This is a genomic window from Bacillus sp. A015, assembly GCF_053851875.1.
Map to the genome: position 1 here is coordinate 195,517 of NZ_JBSPZB010000003.1, position 17,165 is coordinate 212,681.

A 17,165-nucleotide genomic window follows, 5' to 3' on the forward strand; every position below is an offset into this window, starting at 1 on the left:
GATGAGAAGGACATAAATTGCTTGTACGTATCGAAGGGTATGTGCGTGACCATACATAACATTTTTTGACGATAAGTGTCAAAAATCATGATAAGCTGTTAGTCAGCGAATAAGAAAAGATTAGGTGATTACATGATTGAAATGAAGGAAGTCTACAAGATCTATCCTAATGGCGTAAAGGCGATCAATGGAATCAATGTCTCTATCCATCCAGGAGAATTTGTGTATGTTGTTGGTCCCAGTGGTGCTGGTAAATCCACTTTCATCAAAATGATGTATCGTGAAGAGAAGCCAACCAAAGGGAAAATCTTAATTAATAACAAAGATTTAGGCTCAATTAAGGAAAAAGAAATTCCTTATGTGAGAAGAGAAATCGGCGTGGTATTCCAAGATTTCAAACTGCTGCCGTCCCTCACAGTGTTTGAGAACGTGGCATTTGCTCTTGAAGTTATTGGTGAACAGCCAAGTATCATTAAGAAAAAAGTGCTTGATGTACTCGATTTGGTGCAGCTAAAGCACAAAGCGCGCCAATTTCCTGACCAGCTTTCTGGCGGTGAACAGCAGCGTGTATCTATTGCTAGATCGATCGTCAATAGTCCTGAGGTTGTCATTGCAGACGAGCCTACAGGAAACCTTGATCCAGATACATCATTGGAAATCATGAAGACACTGGAAGAGATTAATAACCGCGGTACAACAGTCGTCATGGCGACACACAACAAAGAGATTGTAAACAGCATCAAGAAACGCGTCATCGCAATCGAAGATGGTATGATTGTGCGTGACGAAGCAAGAGGGGAGTACGGAATTTATGATTAAAACTCTCTCGCGGCATTTACGTGAGAGCTTCCGTTCACTTGGAAGAAACACGTGGATGACATTTGCATCAATTAGTGCGGTCACTGTCACACTGATTTTAGTTGGGGTTTTTCTTGTCATTATGCTCAACTTGAATAACATGGCATCGAACGCTGAAAAGGAAGTAGAAGTAAAAGTATTAATCGATTTAACGGCAAATCAAAAGCAGCAGGATGAATTAAAAGCAGAAATTGAAAAGATTCCTGAAATCAGTGATGTGAAATACTCATCTAAGGATGACGAGCTAAAAGCACTGATTAAAAGCTTTGGTGAAAATGGACAATCTATGGGGCTTGTTGATCAAGAAAACCCATTAAACGATGCATTTATTGTGAAAACAACCGATCCTCACGATACACCAAAAGTAGCGAAAAAATTAGAAAATCTAAAGGGTACGTATAAAGTAACCTATGGAAAAGAAGAGGTCAGCCGACTCTTTAATGTGGTCGGAGTGGCTCGTAATGTCGGCATTGCGCTCATTATTGGGCTCTTATTTACAGCGATGTTCTTGATCTCCAATACGATCAAAATTACGATTTTTGCTAGACGGAAAGAAATTGAGATTATGAAGCTAGTAGGTGCAACGAACTGGTTTATCCGCTGGCCATTCTTCATTGAAGGATTACTGCTTGGTGTATTTGGTTCCATTATACCAATCGCTCTATTGCTTAGCACGTATCAATATGTTGTGGGCTGGGTGGCGCCGAGAGTACAAGGCTCATTTATTTCAATGCTTCCATATAACCCGTTTGTCTTTCAAGTATCACTGATTCTTCTATTGATCGGTGCATTCATTGGTGTGTGGGGAAGCTTAACGTCCATCCGTAAATTCTTAAAAGTATAAATATATCTTATTTGATGGCAGCACTCGAGGATTCTATAGAAGGTGTGACCGGTTGATCCGATTCATCCGGTCGACTCTTCATGTCGACAGTTGTCATGGGAGGGGAATATCGTTTTGAAAAGAAAGCTGATGATGGCTGGAATGGCAGCGTTTATTGGAACAACGTGGCTATACATTCCAGGAAACGAAAATCGTGCATTCGCATACGAAGACCTAGATCAAAAACGTCAACAAATCGAAGAGAAAACATCAAAGACTGAATCAACTTTGAAGAAAAAGAAATCAGAGCTGGCAAAGCTTGAAAAGAAAGAAACAAAGCTGAAACAAGAGATTGAAAAGATTGACCAAAAGGTAAGTGCTGCAACTGAAAAGGTCGCTGAAAAAGAAAAAGAAGTCAAACAAACGAAACAAGAGATCAATAAACTGAAAAAAGACATTCAAGTCATCAACGAGCGAATTGAAAAAAGAAAAGCGATTTTCAAAGACCGAATTCGTTCTATGCAAAAAAGCGGCGGTACGATCAACTATTTAGATGTGCTGCTAGGTGCTCGCAGCTTTAGTGATTTTGTCAGTCGTGTTGGAGCTGTCACAACGATTGTCGAAGCAGATAAAGACATGATTACAGAACATGAAAATGATTTAAAGCTGGTGGAGCAAAAAGAAGCAGAGCTAAATAATCAGCTAAGTGGACTTGAAACATCACTGAAAGAGCTTGAAGCACTGAAAAAGGACCTATCCAAGCAGCAAAAAGAAAAAGGAAAAGTCCTTGGTCATGTATCGGAAGAAAAAGAACATGCACATGTTGAACTGGGCAAGCTTGAAAATGAAAAAGACATTCTAGCGAATCAAAAAGCGGCTGTGAAGTCTGAGGAAGCACGCCGTCAAAAGGAAGAAGCTAAAAAAGCACAGCAAGCCGCTGCTGAAAAAAATGCACCTGCATCTCATGGCGGCGGGTCTTCTGATCAAGTGTCAGATACACCAGCAAGCAGCTCAGGCTTCATTAAGCCGGCTGCAGGCCGATTCTCATCAGGCTTTGGCGGACGCTCTGGCGGACAGCACTACGGATTAGATATTGCAGCAAAAGGCACAGTATCTGTCGTGGCAGCAGCATCTGGAACAGTCACGAACTCAAGCTACTCGTCAAGCTACGGGAATGTTGTATTTATTACACACAACATCAATGGACAGACGTATCAAACGGTATACGCCCATCTGTCAACAAGAAGTGTTTCAACAGGGCAGAGAGTCGAGCAAGGACAATTCCTTGGGTATATGGGAAACACTGGTCAATCGCATGGTCAGCATCTTCACTTTGAAATTCATAAAGGATTATGGAATGGCGCAAAATCAAATGCAGTCAATCCAGCGCAATATATCCGCTAACAAAAAGCCGATAACGTGATGTTATCGGCTTTTTTAATCTAGATAAAATTAAAATAACAGCAGTAACCCGGCAATAATAGGTGTTAACAGCACAGCGGATTTCAATAAGAGCTTCGGTGCAAGTCGTGTGAATTTCGCGCCAATAAATGCCCCTAATACTGTTCCAATTAAGATTTGAATCAGCAAAATAAAATCAACATAGCCCTCTGAAATATAACCAATTCCACCGCCAATGGAGATCGGAATAATGACAAGCATGGTCGTGCCAACAGCCTGTCTAATAGATAGTTTCAGCAAAATCAAAAGTCCTACTTGAATAAATGGTGCAGACCCAATACCAAACATGCCTGACAGCATACCTGATACAAGTCCTAAAATAATGCCCCTTGTCAGCAGCTGACGTGAAGAAAGCGGCTGCTGCTCTGCTTCTTCATTGAGGACAAATAATTTGATCATCATAAAAACAGCAGATAAAAAGAGCATACCGGCTGTTAAATAGTGCAAGCTTTCCTCTGGAATAAAAGGAGCAACCTTTGCTCCCGCAAAAGAGGCAATACAAGCTAAAGCACCGACAATCAAACCAGATTTGAGCTGAATATTTCCTTCCCGGTAGTGACTGTAAGCACCTGATAATGTCGTAAATGCCATAGCGGCTAGAGACGTACCTAGTGCTGTATGGATTGGTACATCAAATATTAACGTAAGCAATGCGATGACAAAACCAGCCCCGCCAGCTCCTACAAACCCTAATAAAATTCCTAAAAAAAGCATAGTTAATATAATATACATTGCAAAGACTCCTTCTCGATCATAACAAAATAAAAATTACACCTAATGAAATGATTAGTCAAGCTTTCGCGGGAGAATGTCCTTACATGAAATCCCTTCTTCTGGCATATAATAACTCAGGTCATCAGGAAGAGTTGAAGAAGGAGGCCAAATATGAAAAAACAAATCGCATCTATTATGGTGAGTGTCGTTCTATTAATGAGTGCAGGGGTTATCACGCATAAAGAGGGGACTCATGCGGAGTCACCGAACGCAGCTTCTGCAATGGCTGGACAAGCTCAATCAAGTGATCGGGCGAAAGAAAATGGAATGGAGAAAATCGAGAAAGCCTATGACCTCATTTCAAATGAATATGTAGAGGAAGTGGATCGCCAAAAGCTGCTTGAAGGCGCCATTCAAGGGATGCTTTCAACTTTAAATGATCCGTATTCAGTATACATGGACAAGCAAACTGCAAAACAATTTTCTGATTCGCTTGATTCCTCTTTTGAGGGAATTGGGGCAGAAGTAGGGATAGATGAAGGAAAGATCATTATCGTCTCTGCCTTTAAAAAATCCCCTGCAGCCAAAGCAGGTCTTAAGCCGAAAGATGAAATCATCAGTATTGATGGTGAGCCGATGAAAGAAAAAAGCTTAAACGATGCTGTGCTGAAAATACGAGGAAAAAAAGGAACGTCTGTCGTCTTGAAAATCAGACGAAACGGGATTGAAAAAGATTTAACGTTCCATATCAAACGAGAAGAAATCCCGCTTGAAACAGTGACTTCCTCTATGAAAGAGGTAAATGGTCATAAAACAGGCTATATTGCGATCTCTAGCTTCTCTGAAGATACTGCGAAGGATTTCACGTCAAGCCTGAATAAGCTCGAGAAAAAGGGCATAGAGGGTCTTGTACTGGATGTGAGAGGAAATCCTGGCGGCTATCTACAAAGTGTAGAAGATATTTTGAAGCATTTTATTACGAAGGATCAGCCATATATTCAAATCGCAGAACGGAACGGCGACCGAAAACGATATTTTTCAAAACGGAAAGAACAGAAACCTTACCCGGTCAACGTCTTAATTGATAAAGGCAGTGCATCTGCCTCTGAGATACTTGCTGGTGCAATGAAAGAAGCCGGAAAGTATGAAGTGGTAGGTGATGTCTCCTTTGGGAAAGGAACTGTGCAGCAGGCGGTTCCAATGGGAGATGGAAGTAATATTAAATTAACGCTGTATAAATGGCTGACACCAAAAGGGAATTGGATTCACAAAAAAGGTGTCGTGCCCACTATTGCGATTCATCAGCCAGATTACTTTACTGCCGGCCCGCTTCAGCTAAAAGAACCGCTTCAGCTTGATATGAACAACGAAGAAGTTAGACAAGCACAGACGCTGTTAAAAGGGTTGTCATTTGATCCTGGCAGAGTAGATGGATACTTTGATGAAGAAACGAAAAAAGCCGTACTTGCCTTCCAAAGCACATATAATCTGGAAAAGTCAGGTGTTATTGATTTGAAGACAGCGAAAATGATGAACAAAATGGTGGATGAAGTAAAATCCTACGAAAAAAATGATCTCCAGCTGCAGACTGCACTAAAAGCACTATATCTTAAAAAATAAAGAGGCGAATAAATGCCTCTTTTTTTGGTTCATAAGTGTCACGAACATGTAATAATTTATTCTTAAAAATATATTATATCGAGAAATATATTCATTTATTTTACAAAAAACATAACATTCCTTCGATTTTACCCGATAACATATTTATATAAGAGACTTTCTGTTGATTTAAACATGTCATGAAAATGAAACTTTTGAAAGTTGTATGTTACATAAATAATTCTTACAATAAAAAGTAGCACTCATTTTAAATATTTTATTTTTTGCGGATATTCAGCTTGAGCTTTAAGCTGTACCGAGGTTTGCGCTTTTCTTAAAAGAACTAGTAAATGGGGGTACACAATTGAAAAGGGCAAGTATTGTGAGAGAGAAAAAATATTACGAGTTGGTAGAGGAACTTAAGAGTCGTTCGAAAGATGTGACGTTTTCCGCTACAAAGGCATTAAGTCTGCTCATGCTGTTAAGCAGATACTTGGTCAATTACACAACGGTAGAATCAGTCGACGAAATCGATGAAGACTGTGCTGAGATATACTTCAATTATTTAATGGATAATCATAAGAGACTTGGTATAAACTTAACCGACATCAAGAGGTCGATGCAGCTTCTCGGCGGCATACTAGATGTAGATGTGAATCACTATTTAAAAGATTTTTCACTGTCGAATGTCACACTTTGGATGAATCAGGAGAAATAAACCTGATGTCAAGCATCGATTTATTTGATAGAATAAGAGAAAATGCTTGACTTGGGCGGTGAACGATAATGAGCTCGGAGTGGATGGGAGCCGGATTAAAAGCGGTCGGTCTGTTTTTAATCCATCCTCTTTTTTATTTCATGATATTAATCAGTCTATTGTATGGCTACATCCGCGTAAAGCGGGAGAGAAAAGCGTTTCAAACAAGAATAGAAGATGTTTACGATGAGCTTAAATTTACATATTCAAAGGGATGGATTCTAGGAGTTTGTCTATCCGTCATTTCAGTAGGCTTAGGGATTGCCCTCCCGCCTGGATTCATCGTGCTGATTGCAGCAATGACCATCGTATTCTCTTTATTCTTTAAGGCGAGTGCGCTTTCGTCTGCATACACACTCGGTTTCAGTTTTATTGCGGCACTTGGACTGATGTATTTCCAAGTGAGCCATTCTTGGCTTCCGCAGCTCTCAATGATGAATGCATCAGCCGTTGTCATTCTGCTAGGGCTCCTATTAATGGCCGAGGGGATTCTAGCATACCGAACGGCGCATTTACGTACATCGCCTGCAATGGTGATGAGTGCGAGAGGACTTTTGATTGGTCAGCAGCGGGCAAACCGTCTGTGGCTTTTACCGCTTGTTTTGCTGATGCCGGCAGGTGAATTGACTTCTTCCCTGCCATGGTGGCCGGTGCTTCAAGTGCATGATCAAAGCTTTTCATTTATTTTGATTCCATATATCATCGGCTTCGGCCAGCGGATTCAAGGATCGCTGCCAATTGTCAGTATTCAAATTACGGCTCGTCGCATTCTCATGCTCGGACTCGCTGTTGCCTTACTAGGTGCTGCAAGTATTTGGTTTGAACCTATAGCTTGGGGAGCTGTTGTGATAGCGATTGTCGGAAGAGCCTTTCTTTCATGGAAGCAGAGGGTCAACGACAATGCTGCGCCGTTCTACTTCTCTAAGCGGAATCAAGGGCTGATGGTGCTTGGAATCATTCCGAATACACCCGCGGCTGATTTAAAGCTTGAGATCGGAGAAGTCATTACAAAGGTAAATGGAATTGAAGTCAAAACGGTTTCAGAATTTTATGAAGCTCTACAAACCAACCGTGCTCTGACAAAGCTTGAGATCATTGGCTTAAACGGTCAGACAAGGTTTGAGAAACGCGCTTCTTACGAAGGAGAGCATCATCAGCTTGGCATCCTGTTTGTGAAGGATGATCCACAGCAAGAACCAACAGCGATTTCATCTTAAAAAAAGCTGCTAGAGATGGCAGCTTTTTTCTTTTGGGCGTGTTTCTTTTCCATATGATTCACCCCATTCACGCATGGCGAAGATGATGGGCTTTAATGTATCTCCAAGAGAAGTCAGTGAGTATTCGACACGAGGGGGAATCTCCTCATAGACTTCTCTGTGAACAACACCGTCTTGTTCAAGCTCACGTAATTGCAGCGTGAGAACACGCTGCGAAATTCTTGGCAGAAGCCGGCGTAATTCGTTGTATCGTTTTGGACCGCAAGTCAAATGATAAAGGATGACTCCCTTCCATTTCCCTCCAATGACACTCGTTGTAACCGAAACGGGACAGCCATGATTCACAATGCTGACTGGATTGGATGGTGCACTCATCTTTACACTCCTTTCTAAGACGAAAATGGTGATAAACGAACATGATTGTACCTAACGAACAAAAATGTGCGTACTTGAATCGATGGAAGCTTTTCTTTTACCATAGAGATATCACATCACACATTCGGGCTGTTTGTTTTCTTATCATAACAATTCTATATGAGAATGGAAAGAAATTGGATTGATGAAACACACACCCTATTTGTCAATAGAAAGGATGAATAAAATGCGAGACAAAGAGCAATTAAAAAAAGAAATCATTGACGCGTATGAGTTCCGGCATGCGACAAAAGAGTTTGACCCAGCGAAAAAGATTTCAGAGGATGATTTTGCGTTTATTTTAGAAGCAGGAAGACTTTCCCCAAGTTCTGTAGGATTTGAGCCTTGGAAGTTCCTCGTCGTTCAAAATGAAGCTTTTAGAGAAAAATTAAAAGAGTATACATGGGGGGCGCAAAAACAGCTTCCAACTGCCAGCCATTTTGTGATCATCTTGGCAAGAACCGATGCCCGCTATGATTCAGCATATGCAGAATACATCAACAAGCAAATCAAAGGAATGACAGACGAGACGTTTGATATGGTAAAGGGACGCTACAAAGAATTCCAAGAGAACGATCTCCATTTGTTAGAAAATGACCGTACGCTTTTTGATTGGGCTTCAAAACAAACGTATATTGCCCTTGGAAACATGATGACAGCTGCTGCACAAATCGGCATTGATTCATGCCCAGTTGAAGGATTTAGCTACGATGAGATTCATCGTATTCTAGATGAAGAAGGATTACTTGAGGATGGTCAGTACGACGTTTCTGTGATGGCAGCCTTTGGTTATCGTGTCACTGAGCCAAAGCGCGGCAAAACACGCCGTCCGATGGATAAAGTAGCTGTTTGGATTCGTTAATAGAGGCTGTCTGAAAAAGGATGTTGACAATTGCGTGGTTAGTCAGTATATTTAAAAAATAAAATCTTTGATGAATATATAAATTGACTATAAACGCTTTGACTTGAGAATAGTAGATGAACATCCGTTTTTTAAGAGAACTGCGGGTCGGTGCAACGCAGTAAAACGAATCATTGAACTCGCTCAAAGAGCGGTAAGACTGAATGAATTGTAAGTCTTTACGTGTGACCTCCGTTATCGGGTTTTAAGTTGGATTCAGCTATAGCTGGATCAATAAGAGTGGTAACGCGGTTGCAGGGTCAGTCGTCTCTTCAAGGAGATGGCTGGCCTTTTTATATGCTTTTATCCTATATTTATCTGAAGATTCAAATTTAAAGGAGCTATAGAAAATGGAAAAGGAACATGTGCAGTTAAAACGAACAATGACGTCAAGGCATATTATGATGCTTGCGCTTGGCGGTGCAATCGGTGCCGGTCTGTTTAAAGGAAGCAGTTCTGCCATTGATATTGCAGGTCCTGCTGTCATTTTGGCATATATGATTGGTGGTCTTATTTTATTATTTATTATGCAAGGACTTGCCGAAATGACCGTTGCACGACCTGGCGCAAGAACATTCCGTGATTTAATTGAACCTGTGTTAGGAAAATATCCGGCCTATTTCTTAGACTGGATCTATTGGAAAATGTGGGTGCTGAACATTGCAGCAGAAGCCATTGTGTCTGCGATCTTTATTCAGTACTGGTTTCCGCAAGTGCCGATTTGGACGCTTGTGTTAATCATTTCACTTGTTGTGACATTGATCAATGTTTGTTCAGTCAAAATGTTTGCTGAGACAGAGTACTGGTTAGCTTCCATTAAAATTGCTGTCATTATTTTATTTATTATCATTGGGTTAACGATGCTGTTTGTCTCATTCGGACAGCATGCAGCACCGGGATTATCCAACTTAACCGACCACGGTGGATTTTTCCCTAATGGAACTGGCGGCTTAATTGCGGCAATGCTGGTTGTAGTGTATTCCTATGGCGGAACTGAGATGATAGGGGTTACATTAGCAGAAACAAAAAACCCTGAAAAAGTCATCCCAAAGGCCATTCAAAGTACATTTGTACGAATCATCGGTTTCTATGTACTGCCGTTCTTTATCATTGTCAGCTTAATCCCTTGGAATCAAGTAAACAATGAGCAAGTGAGTCCATTCGTCACAGTGTTTGCAACAATTGGTGTGCCGTATGCAAGTGACATCATGAACGGTATCATTTTACTAGCGATCTTGTCTTCTATGAACTCTGGACTGTATGCTTCATCAAGAGTCCTTTATACGCAGGCGATGGATGGGCGTATATGGAGAGGCTTCTCCAAGCTATCAAAACAGCAGGTGCCTGTCAGAGCAATCCTTGTGTGTACATCCACATTGTATGCGGCTGTATTGATTTCTCTTTTTGTGGGAAGTCAAACCTTCAATTATTTGATGGGATCTTTAAGTTATACGGTCTTATTCATCTGGTTTATCATTGCTGTCGGTCATTTGAAATCTCGAAGCGTAGCAGAACCAGGGGGATATCGCGTCAAGCTGTATCCTTTCACAACATGGTTTTCTGTGATTGCGATCATGGCCATTTTTATCGGCGTTGTGTCAACAACTCCAATTGTACAAACGATGGTCACAATGGGCATTTATCTCATCATTACACTTTCTTTCTTCATCAACAGAAAGCGGTTTGAAACAGCCGCTTAATACAAAAAAAGCGTGCTGGACCTTTTCAAGAAGGTCTTGCACGCTTTTTTTAATGCTGTTTGTAGTGCTTGAAATGAACAGGTGATTGAACCGGGTGCGGCTTTGCTTGAAGCCCGTAGCTCTCCTTGACGATATAAAGCGGCCGGTCCTTCGCTTCATCGTAAATTCGGCCAATATACTCTCCGATCATTCCCAGCATGAAGAGGATGATGCCGCTAAAGAACAGCTGAATGACAATTAATGAACTCCAGCCAGTAATCGTGCTATTGGTAAAAAGCTTTAAGTACAAAACAAGAAACATAGAAATGAATCCAATAGCAGAAAGGGCAATGCCTGCCACACTGGCTAGTTTTAAAGGTTTATAGGAGAAAGACGTAATTCCGTCCATCGAGAGCTTGAGCATCTTTTTGAGAGGATACTTCGTTTCTCCTGCTAGCCGCTCATCTCGAACGTATTCTACCGCAATTTGTTTGAAGCCGACCCAGCTGACTAAGCCGCGGACAAATGGGTTTTTCTCGCGTATTTTTCTCATTTCATGACACACCTTACGATCCATCAACCTGAAGTCACCTGTGTCGATGGGAATGTCTACTTCGGTAATTTGACGTAGAACCCGATAGAAAAGGGAGGCGGTGTACTTTTTGAAAACCGATTCGCCTTTTCGTTTGGTGCGGACGGCGTAGACCACTTCATAGCCTTCCTTCCATTTTGCGATCATTTCTAATATCAATTCAGGCGGATCTTGTAAATCTGCATCGATCACCACGATGGACTGACCCTTTGCATAATCCATGCCAGCTGTGATCGCAATTTGATGTCCAAAATTACGAGAAAAATCAATGAGTCTCACATTCGGATCTGTTTGGCAATATCCTTTAATCAGCTCAGCTGTTCGATCCATACTGCCGTCATTGACGAAGAGAAGCTCATATGCTTCTCCCGTCGAATCCATGACGGTTTTGAGCCGCTGATACGATTCATGGATGACAAGTTCTTCATTATAAACTGGGACAACAATCGAATATTGTATGCTTTTTTCCATCAGCCATTTTCCTCCTTTTGATAGATGAATGAATCAACGGATAGTTCGTAAAGGGTGCCACTCTCCATTCCGCCCATTCGTCCATTTGACTGATCAGGTTGTTCAGATTGCTTGCTGTCAGTGCTGCCTGTTTGTTGTTTCGTTTTGGATGTAGAAGTGTTCTGCCATTTAGAAGCAGCCACTTCTTTGCCGTTTTTCTGAATCCAGTTCAGAATGTCTGAGCTTCCGCCTCTCATACCAGAGAGATAGAAGTATTTGATTTTTCCGTCTTTGACGAGCTGTTTAAATTCGCTAAGCGTTAAAATGTTATCGGAGCCACTAAATCCACCTAATGCCATAACCGCTTTCCCTGTCTTAATAATGTAAGGGGAAGCTGTGGTTGCATCTGTTGTACCAAACAGGAAGGCTTCCCCTGTATTGTTTTTCTCAAGGTAGCTGATCAGCTTCTCATTCACCTGGGAACCCATAATGCCACTTGAAGTTGCAAGCTGAGGACCAGCCTCTGGCAGCATGCTGTTTCCTCCATAAAGAAGAGGTGTGCTTGCCCAGAACAGTGGTGCGATCAGCATGCTAAGGATGGCGATGAGAGACGCCAGTTGTTTTAGCTTTTCTTTTCCTTTTATAAAGAGCAGGGCAAGGACGGATCCAACGCCAATGAGACCGACCGCAATGCTTAATCCAAAACCAATCGTGCTTGTAAAGGTGGATAAGATAAAGACTTCAAATGATGTTGTTACCAAAATAGCAATCGGAAGCAGCCATTTTTTAAAGCCGGTTCCTGTTTGGAATAATTGAGTCATAGAGGCCCAGCCTGCTCCAGCTAATACGGCAATTGGCGGTGCCAGCATGATTAAATAATAGTGGTGGAAAAATCCAGCTACACTGAAAAATCCAGCAACGGGTATAAGCCAAGCTAACCAAAATAGTGTTTCTTTTTGTTTTGTATTGAGACGTCTTCTTTCAAATGCTGTTGAGAGGAAGATACCAATAGCGCCAAAGAGTGCAAATGGGAGCAGCCAGCTGATTTGATCGGACAGTTCAGATTGGAACAGACGTAATGGACCTTTTGTTCCTGTACCAAACATGCCAGAACTATTTCCCATTTTTCCGCCACCACCATTAGGCGGGCCGGCACCATTTCCTCCATCTCCAGAAGGCATATCAGGTGGTGTCGTGCCATTTGTACTGCTTGGCGGTCCTTGCATAGACGGCTGTCCCTGACCGGAAGATTGATTTGAGCTGTCTGAGCTGCTTTGATTTCCATTAGATGGCGGCTGAGGCATGGTGGATGAATCATTATCGTTTTGCTGATCACCCTGCTGTGAAGGTGGTTGACCTCCACTCTCACTTGAGCCGCCGCCCATTCCGCCAGACTGTTGACCAGTCAGCCGCTGGAGACCGTTGTAGCCAAAGGCTAGTTCTAATGCAGAATTGGATTGACTTGATCCCATATAAGGGCGATTGTCTTTTGAGGTGAGATCAACGGCTATCGACCACGAAGCAGATACACCTAAAAGAACAATCATTGAAATCATCAGTGAAAGCAATTTTTTCTTCCATGTCGTGCGATAAGCTATGATGTAAAAAAGGATGAGTGCTGGTACGATCATATAGGCTTGCAGCATCTTTGTATTAAATCCGACGCCGATCATTGCAAATGAAGCGATCGCCCAAAGCACCTTTTGCTGTTTCACAGCCTTGAACATCATTCCTGTTGCTAGTAAAAGGATAAAAACAAGTAAGCTGTCAATGTTATTTGTACGAGATACAGCGACTGCGATTGGTGTACAAGCCATAATGAGTGCAGCCAGTCTTGCAGCGGCCTGACCAAATGTAGGTTTGACAAGACGGTAGATGAAATAAACAGATCCAATGCCAGCCAAAGCTTGAGGCAAAATCACACTCCATCCATGTAAACCAAAAATTTTGGCACTGATCGTTTGCAGCCAGAAGGCGAGCGGTGGTTTATCCACCGTGACATACCTTGCTGGATCAAATGAAGCAAAGAAGAAATTATGCCAACTTTGCATCATACTTGTAACAGCGGCAGTATAATACGCATTCACCGTATCATCTTTCCAAATGTGATAAATGTTTAAGATGGCAGATAAGATCAATATGAAAAATAAATAAATATCAAATTTCTGAAAACGTCTGATCAAAAGCATGTCACTCCTTTTTCTTAACTTGAAAAAAGTGTAACAAGCAAATATGAATAAATTGTTAATAAAAAAAGACCAATTCTTTATGTTTTAGTGGAATAAAAACAGCTCTTGTTGAAAAGAACTGTTCAAGTTGTATACATATGCTATTGATACTGATCTATAAGAGAAAGGAGAGGTTCCAAATGAGAGTATGACAAGATCTGTGATTTGTTATTGAGTAGGCAAGCTCTCATTGAATGAAGCATTAGGCAGCTGAATGATGGCTGTTGTTCCGAGTCCGGGCTTAGATTGAATAATGAATATGCCATGATGTTTTTTGATAATTTGATAGACAATAGCTAGTCCAAGCCCAGAGCCGCCATCCTTTCTCGTACGTGCTTTATTTACTCGATAAAATCGCTCGGAAACATGCGGTAGATCTTCTTTTGGAATGCCATTGCCTTCGTCCGTCACTCTCAATTCAGCCGTGTTTTGCTGAACATGTAATTCAATCGAAATTGACTTCCCAGATGGAGTGTAATGAATGGCATTGTCCAGTAAATTACGGACCACTTGTTGTAGGCGATCGCTATCACCATAAACAATACAATCCTCTTCAAGTGTCCGTTTGAGAGAAATGCCTTTTTGATTAGCGATGATTGCCATTTGATCAAGAACATCATGGATAAGCTGTGCAAAGACGATTGGCTCCGTCGTTAGTGGATAAGAATCCCCCTCTAACTGCGCAAGATCTAAAAGATCGTGAACAAGCCGGCTTAAACGTGTGGCTTCATCTTGGATGATTTGCATTCCTTTTTTTTGATCAATGACGCCCTCTTCAATTCCTTCTGCATATCCTTTCATATAACTTAAAGGAGTCCTAAGTTCGTGAGACACATTCGCAAGAAATTCTCTGCGGTGCTGTTCAACCTTTTCGAGGGTAGAAGACAGTTTATTAAAGGAACGGCTAAGCTGATTTAACTCATCCCCTTTTTTAGTCACAGCCATGCGTTTTGAAAAATCACCAGATTCCATTTCCATTGCAATTTCTTTCATTTTATTAATCGTCCGCACGACTTTATTGGAACTCTTATATCCGATAAAGAAAATCAGCAGAAGGATAAATAAAATGGAGACACCAAGTGTCAATCTGATTTGGACAAATGGTTCATAAACATCGGATAAGGGTATCGAGAGAAAAATTGTCCCCGATAGGTCCTCTTTGTTTGAGAAAACAGGGATGGCGATACCGAGAATATCTTGATGAAACTGTGGATGTTCTCTAATTAACACGACGGTTTCCCCTTGAAGAAGCTTTTGGCGTTCCTTGAACGTGATGAGGTTATCATTGGTGTTCGTATCAAAAGGGATACCACTTGAAAGCTCCATTGGGTCATCTGTGAAAATAATGTTCGCCTCACTTGAGTCATTTGCCCATTCGATTCTATCGGTAAAATACGTGTCTTTACCGTGTTTGTGATAGATTTCTGCCAGCTTCTTTCCTTGTAAACTTAAGGAGTCAATTTGTTTATCAATATATAAGTGCTGGTATAAGTAATAGGTAAGTGCGAGAGCTGAGGCTGCAACAATTCCGGTAACTGCAAGGATTAAGAAGAGTACTTTCTTTTTAATGGATAATGGCTTCATTCTTCCTCCTCAAACTTATAGCCGACACCCCAAACGGTTTGAATATGCTGTTCAGCTCCCTTTAATTTCAGTCGTAGCGTTTTAATATGTGTATCGACTGTTCTTAAAGAACCACTGGTCGAGTGTGATTCCCACAATTTTTGATAGAGTTGTTCACGGGAAAACACTTGGCTTTGATTAAGCAGAAGAAACATGAGTAAATCAAATTCTCTTCTTGTTAAATTAATGGGCTTTTGATGGAGGTAGACTTGTCTGCCATCTTGATCAATCTCCAGATCGCCGATCTGCATTCGGCTGCGCTTTAGCGAAAGACCCCTAATTCGTCTTAAGGTCGTTTCAATTCTTGCTGCAAGCTCACGCAGACTGAAAGGCTTCATGATGTAGTCATCCGCTCCAATTTCAAGTCCTCTAATTCGATCCTCCTCATAACTTCTAGCTGTTAAAAATAAAATGGGGATTTGGGATGTTTGCCTGATACGCTGGCAGACTTCGAATCCATCCATATCAGGCATCATGATATCCAATACAACAAGGTCAACGGATTCCCTTTCAAGCTGATGTAAGGCGTCCATTCCACTGTTTGCAGTGATAATATGAAAGCCTTGTTTTTGCAAAAAGGAGCCAATTAACTCAAGCATATCTAACTCATCATCTACTATTAAAATATGCATCTGTTCTTTCATTTCTTTTCCTCCAACACGATAGCATAAGGCCCTGATGGGACATTCAGTCGATTTTTCATCATGAATGTATGTTTATCAATGACTGATACTGAATTGTCATCTAAGTTACTCACATATATTGATGCGGTATCTGCGGTGATATAATTCGGATTTTGACCGGTTTCAATAGAAGCAAGCTGCTGATTCGTCTCTGTATCTACTTTGTATAGCGTATGATCTCCATGACATAGTACATATAAAGTAGAGGAATCTTCCTCTGAGAAAAATGCAACTGGCATGACGCCTAGTTTGATTTCGCGCTGTTTTTTACCTGTTTTAGGGTCGTAAGCAAAAATGCTTTTATTTAGGGTGCCAGGTTTACCGTGTCCGCCAATCCAAATGGAATGTCCATCAAAATGAATGCCAGAAGGCCGTTCTAGTACAGAAATCGTACGTGTATTTTTTTCTTTTTCAATATCTATGACTGAAACTGTATAACTTTCTGCATTTAAAACAAACAAAGTTCCTGAAGAAGAAAGCGCCATAGAAGAGGGTGATTTTCCGGTCTTCACAGTTGCTTTTATTTTTTTGCTCTGTGTATCAATAAAATAAACGACATTCTTCTTTGAATCCGCTACAAGTAAAGTGTGAGAAGCTGCATCATAGGTAAGTGAAGTCAGCCCTTTATTCACGTCCATATAATCTGTTGCTGTTCCTTTTTTTAAATTGATTTCTATCAGGGATTGTCCTTCTTTACTTGTCGCAATGATGACGTTTTTGTTGATTTGAATGAGATCAGTGAGTGGATGTTTTAAATCAACGGAAGAGACAATTTTATTCTTTTGTAAATCAACAATTGAAAAGGTGGCTTTTTTTAATTGAGAAATCACAGCGACCGATTGCGCGCTGCCAGGTGGCGTAAATTGCTGGTCTTTTCCGCAGCCTGACAGGGAAATCAGTAGAGCTGACAAACAGATCAAATAATATTTCACACGTTCCATCCTTCCGCTCCTTTGCGTCCTCTATTTTCAAAAAGCATACCACAAAAATTGTGAAAAAAAATCGAAGTTATTATTGCTGGAAGATATGAAAAAAAGCTTTTAGATGGGGAAGTGGGACAATTTTCAGCTGAAATCCCTTTTTCGTCTAATCATATGACATTTTTCTATCTATAAAAGATGATTTTCACGGTTTGATTATCGTGATCTTTATAGCTTACAGTGATC

General features: G+C 41.0%; 15 protein-coding genes and 1 other annotated feature. Of the genes, 8 read left to right on the forward strand and 7 right to left on the reverse strand.

The genetic code is table 11. From position 1 onward, the window contains the following. Positions 1-132: 132 nt before the first annotated feature. From ftsE to ACSLGF_RS04240, 3 genes are all read left to right on the forward strand, one after another. Complete coding sequence (ftsE, locus tag ACSLGF_RS04230; RefSeq protein WP_099726370.1) at positions 133-819, forward strand: cell division ATP-binding protein FtsE; 687 nt, start codon at positions 133-135, stop codon at positions 817-819. Continuing rightward, on the forward strand, positions 812-1,702 hold the full coding sequence (gene ftsX, locus ACSLGF_RS04235; RefSeq protein WP_099726369.1) for a permease-like cell division protein FtsX: 891 nt from the start codon (positions 812-814) through the stop codon (positions 1,700-1,702). The genes ftsE and ftsX overlap by 8 nt, the downstream gene beginning before the upstream one ends. Before the next feature lie 114 nt (positions 1,703-1,816). Next, positions 1,817-3,085, forward strand: a complete 1,269-nt coding sequence (locus tag ACSLGF_RS04240) for a murein hydrolase activator EnvC family protein (protein ID WP_456002851.1) — start codon at positions 1,817-1,819, stop codon at positions 3,083-3,085. Positions 3,086-3,133: 48 nt separating this feature from the next. On the opposite strand, the gene ACSLGF_RS04245 is transcribed toward ACSLGF_RS04240, so the two are convergent. Continuing rightward, complete coding sequence (locus ACSLGF_RS04245) at positions 3,134-3,874, reverse strand: sulfite exporter TauE/SafE family protein (RefSeq protein WP_034318656.1); 741 nt, start codon at positions 3,872-3,874, stop codon at positions 3,134-3,136. Between the two features lie 153 nt (positions 3,875-4,027). Between ACSLGF_RS04245 and ctpB the strand changes: the two genes are divergently transcribed. The 3 genes from ctpB to ACSLGF_RS04260 all read left to right on the forward strand — a co-directional run bounded on the left by ctpB (position 4,028) and on the right by ACSLGF_RS04260 (position 7,429). Beyond that, a complete protein-coding gene (gene ctpB / locus ACSLGF_RS04250; RefSeq protein ID WP_456002853.1) occupies positions 4,028-5,476 on the forward strand; it encodes a carboxy-terminal processing protease CtpB in 1,449 nt (482 codons plus the stop codon). Positions 5,477-5,819: 343 nt separating this feature from the next. Beyond that, complete coding sequence (locus ACSLGF_RS04255; RefSeq protein ID WP_003212923.1) at positions 5,820-6,173, forward strand: swarming motility protein SwrAA; 354 nt, start codon at positions 5,820-5,822, stop codon at positions 6,171-6,173. A gap of 68 nt (positions 6,174-6,241) precedes the next feature. After that, positions 6,242-7,429, forward strand: coding sequence for a PDZ domain-containing protein (locus tag ACSLGF_RS04260; protein ID WP_456002855.1), 1,188 nt, complete (start codon positions 6,242-6,244; stop codon positions 7,427-7,429). A gap of 9 nt (positions 7,430-7,438) precedes the next feature. Here the strand turns inward: ACSLGF_RS04260 and ACSLGF_RS04265 are convergent, their stop codons facing one another. Further along, positions 7,439-7,804: a winged helix-turn-helix transcriptional regulator gene (locus tag ACSLGF_RS04265; RefSeq protein ID WP_456002857.1), complete on the reverse strand. Its 366-nt coding sequence runs from the start codon at positions 7,802-7,804 to the stop codon at positions 7,439-7,441. Positions 7,805-8,030: 226 nt separating this feature from the next. Between ACSLGF_RS04265 and ACSLGF_RS04270 the strand changes: the two genes are divergently transcribed. Continuing rightward, positions 8,031-8,705, forward strand: a complete 675-nt coding sequence (locus ACSLGF_RS04270; RefSeq protein WP_456002859.1) for an NAD(P)H-dependent oxidoreductase — start codon at positions 8,031-8,033, stop codon at positions 8,703-8,705. Positions 8,706-8,794: 89 nt separating this feature from the next. Beyond that, positions 8,795-9,019: a binding site (T-box leader), on the forward strand. 75 nt (positions 9,020-9,094) lie between these two features. Beyond that, positions 9,095-10,444, forward strand: a complete 1,350-nt coding sequence (locus ACSLGF_RS04275; RefSeq protein ID WP_456002861.1) for an amino acid permease — start codon at positions 9,095-9,097, stop codon at positions 10,442-10,444. Between the two features lie 49 nt (positions 10,445-10,493). Here ACSLGF_RS04275 and ACSLGF_RS04280 read toward each other — a convergent pair whose 3' ends face one another. The 5 genes from ACSLGF_RS04280 to ACSLGF_RS04300 form a co-directional block, all read right to left on the reverse strand. Further along, positions 10,494-11,486: a glycosyltransferase family 2 protein gene (locus ACSLGF_RS04280; RefSeq protein ID WP_099726361.1), complete on the reverse strand. Its 993-nt coding sequence runs from the start codon at positions 11,484-11,486 to the stop codon at positions 10,494-10,496. Further along, positions 11,486-13,648: an ArnT family glycosyltransferase gene (locus tag ACSLGF_RS04285; RefSeq protein WP_456002863.1), complete on the reverse strand. Its 2,163-nt coding sequence runs from the start codon at positions 13,646-13,648 to the stop codon at positions 11,486-11,488. The genes ACSLGF_RS04280 and ACSLGF_RS04285 overlap by 1 nt, the downstream gene beginning before the upstream one ends. A gap of 213 nt (positions 13,649-13,861) precedes the next feature. Continuing rightward, a complete protein-coding gene (locus tag ACSLGF_RS04290) occupies positions 13,862-15,277 on the reverse strand; it encodes a HAMP domain-containing sensor histidine kinase (protein WP_456002865.1) in 1,416 nt (471 codons plus the stop codon). Then, on the reverse strand, positions 15,274-15,960 hold the full coding sequence (locus tag ACSLGF_RS04295) for a response regulator transcription factor (protein ID WP_456002866.1): 687 nt from the start codon (positions 15,958-15,960) through the stop codon (positions 15,274-15,276). Before ACSLGF_RS04295 ends, ACSLGF_RS04290 begins: the two co-directional genes overlap by 4 nt. After that, the gene (locus tag ACSLGF_RS04300) at positions 15,957-16,940 is read right to left on the reverse strand and encodes a YncE family protein (RefSeq protein WP_456002868.1); all 984 of its coding nucleotides are present in this window, start codon (positions 16,938-16,940) and stop codon (positions 15,957-15,959) included. The genes ACSLGF_RS04295 and ACSLGF_RS04300 overlap by 4 nt, the downstream gene beginning before the upstream one ends. Positions 16,941-17,165: the final 225 nt, after the last annotated feature.

Bases quoted from the DNA above. Each gene is read 5' to 3' on its own strand.
- ftsE (WP_099726370.1), top strand. From the start codon at position 133: ATGATTGAAATGAAGGAAGTCTACAAGATCTATCCTAATGGCGTAAAG.
- ftsX (WP_099726369.1), top strand. From the start codon at position 812: ATGATTAAAACTCTCTCGCGGCATTTACGTGAGAGCTTCCGTTCACTT.
- ACSLGF_RS04245 (WP_034318656.1), bottom strand. From the start codon at position 3,874: ATGTATATTATATTAACTATGCTTTTTTTAGGAATTTTATTAGGGTTT.
- ctpB (WP_456002853.1), top strand. From the start codon at position 4,028: ATGAAAAAACAAATCGCATCTATTATGGTGAGTGTCGTTCTATTAATG.
- ACSLGF_RS04260 (WP_456002855.1), top strand. From the start codon at position 6,242: ATGAGCTCGGAGTGGATGGGAGCCGGATTAAAAGCGGTCGGTCTGTTT.
- ACSLGF_RS04265 (WP_456002857.1), bottom strand. From the start codon at position 7,804: ATGAGTGCACCATCCAATCCAGTCAGCATTGTGAATCATGGCTGTCCC.
- ACSLGF_RS04270 (WP_456002859.1), top strand. From the start codon at position 8,031: ATGCGAGACAAAGAGCAATTAAAAAAAGAAATCATTGACGCGTATGAG.
- ACSLGF_RS04275 (WP_456002861.1), top strand. From the start codon at position 9,095: ATGGAAAAGGAACATGTGCAGTTAAAACGAACAATGACGTCAAGGCAT.
- ACSLGF_RS04280 (WP_099726361.1), bottom strand. From the start codon at position 11,486: ATGGAAAAAAGCATACAATATTCGATTGTTGTCCCAGTTTATAATGAA.
- ACSLGF_RS04290 (WP_456002865.1), bottom strand. From the start codon at position 15,277: ATGAAGCCATTATCCATTAAAAAGAAAGTACTCTTCTTAATCCTTGCA.
- ACSLGF_RS04295 (WP_456002866.1), bottom strand. From the start codon at position 15,960: ATGAAAGAACAGATGCATATTTTAATAGTAGATGATGAGTTAGATATG.
- ACSLGF_RS04300 (WP_456002868.1), bottom strand. From the start codon at position 16,940: ATGGAACGTGTGAAATATTATTTGATCTGTTTGTCAGCTCTACTGATT.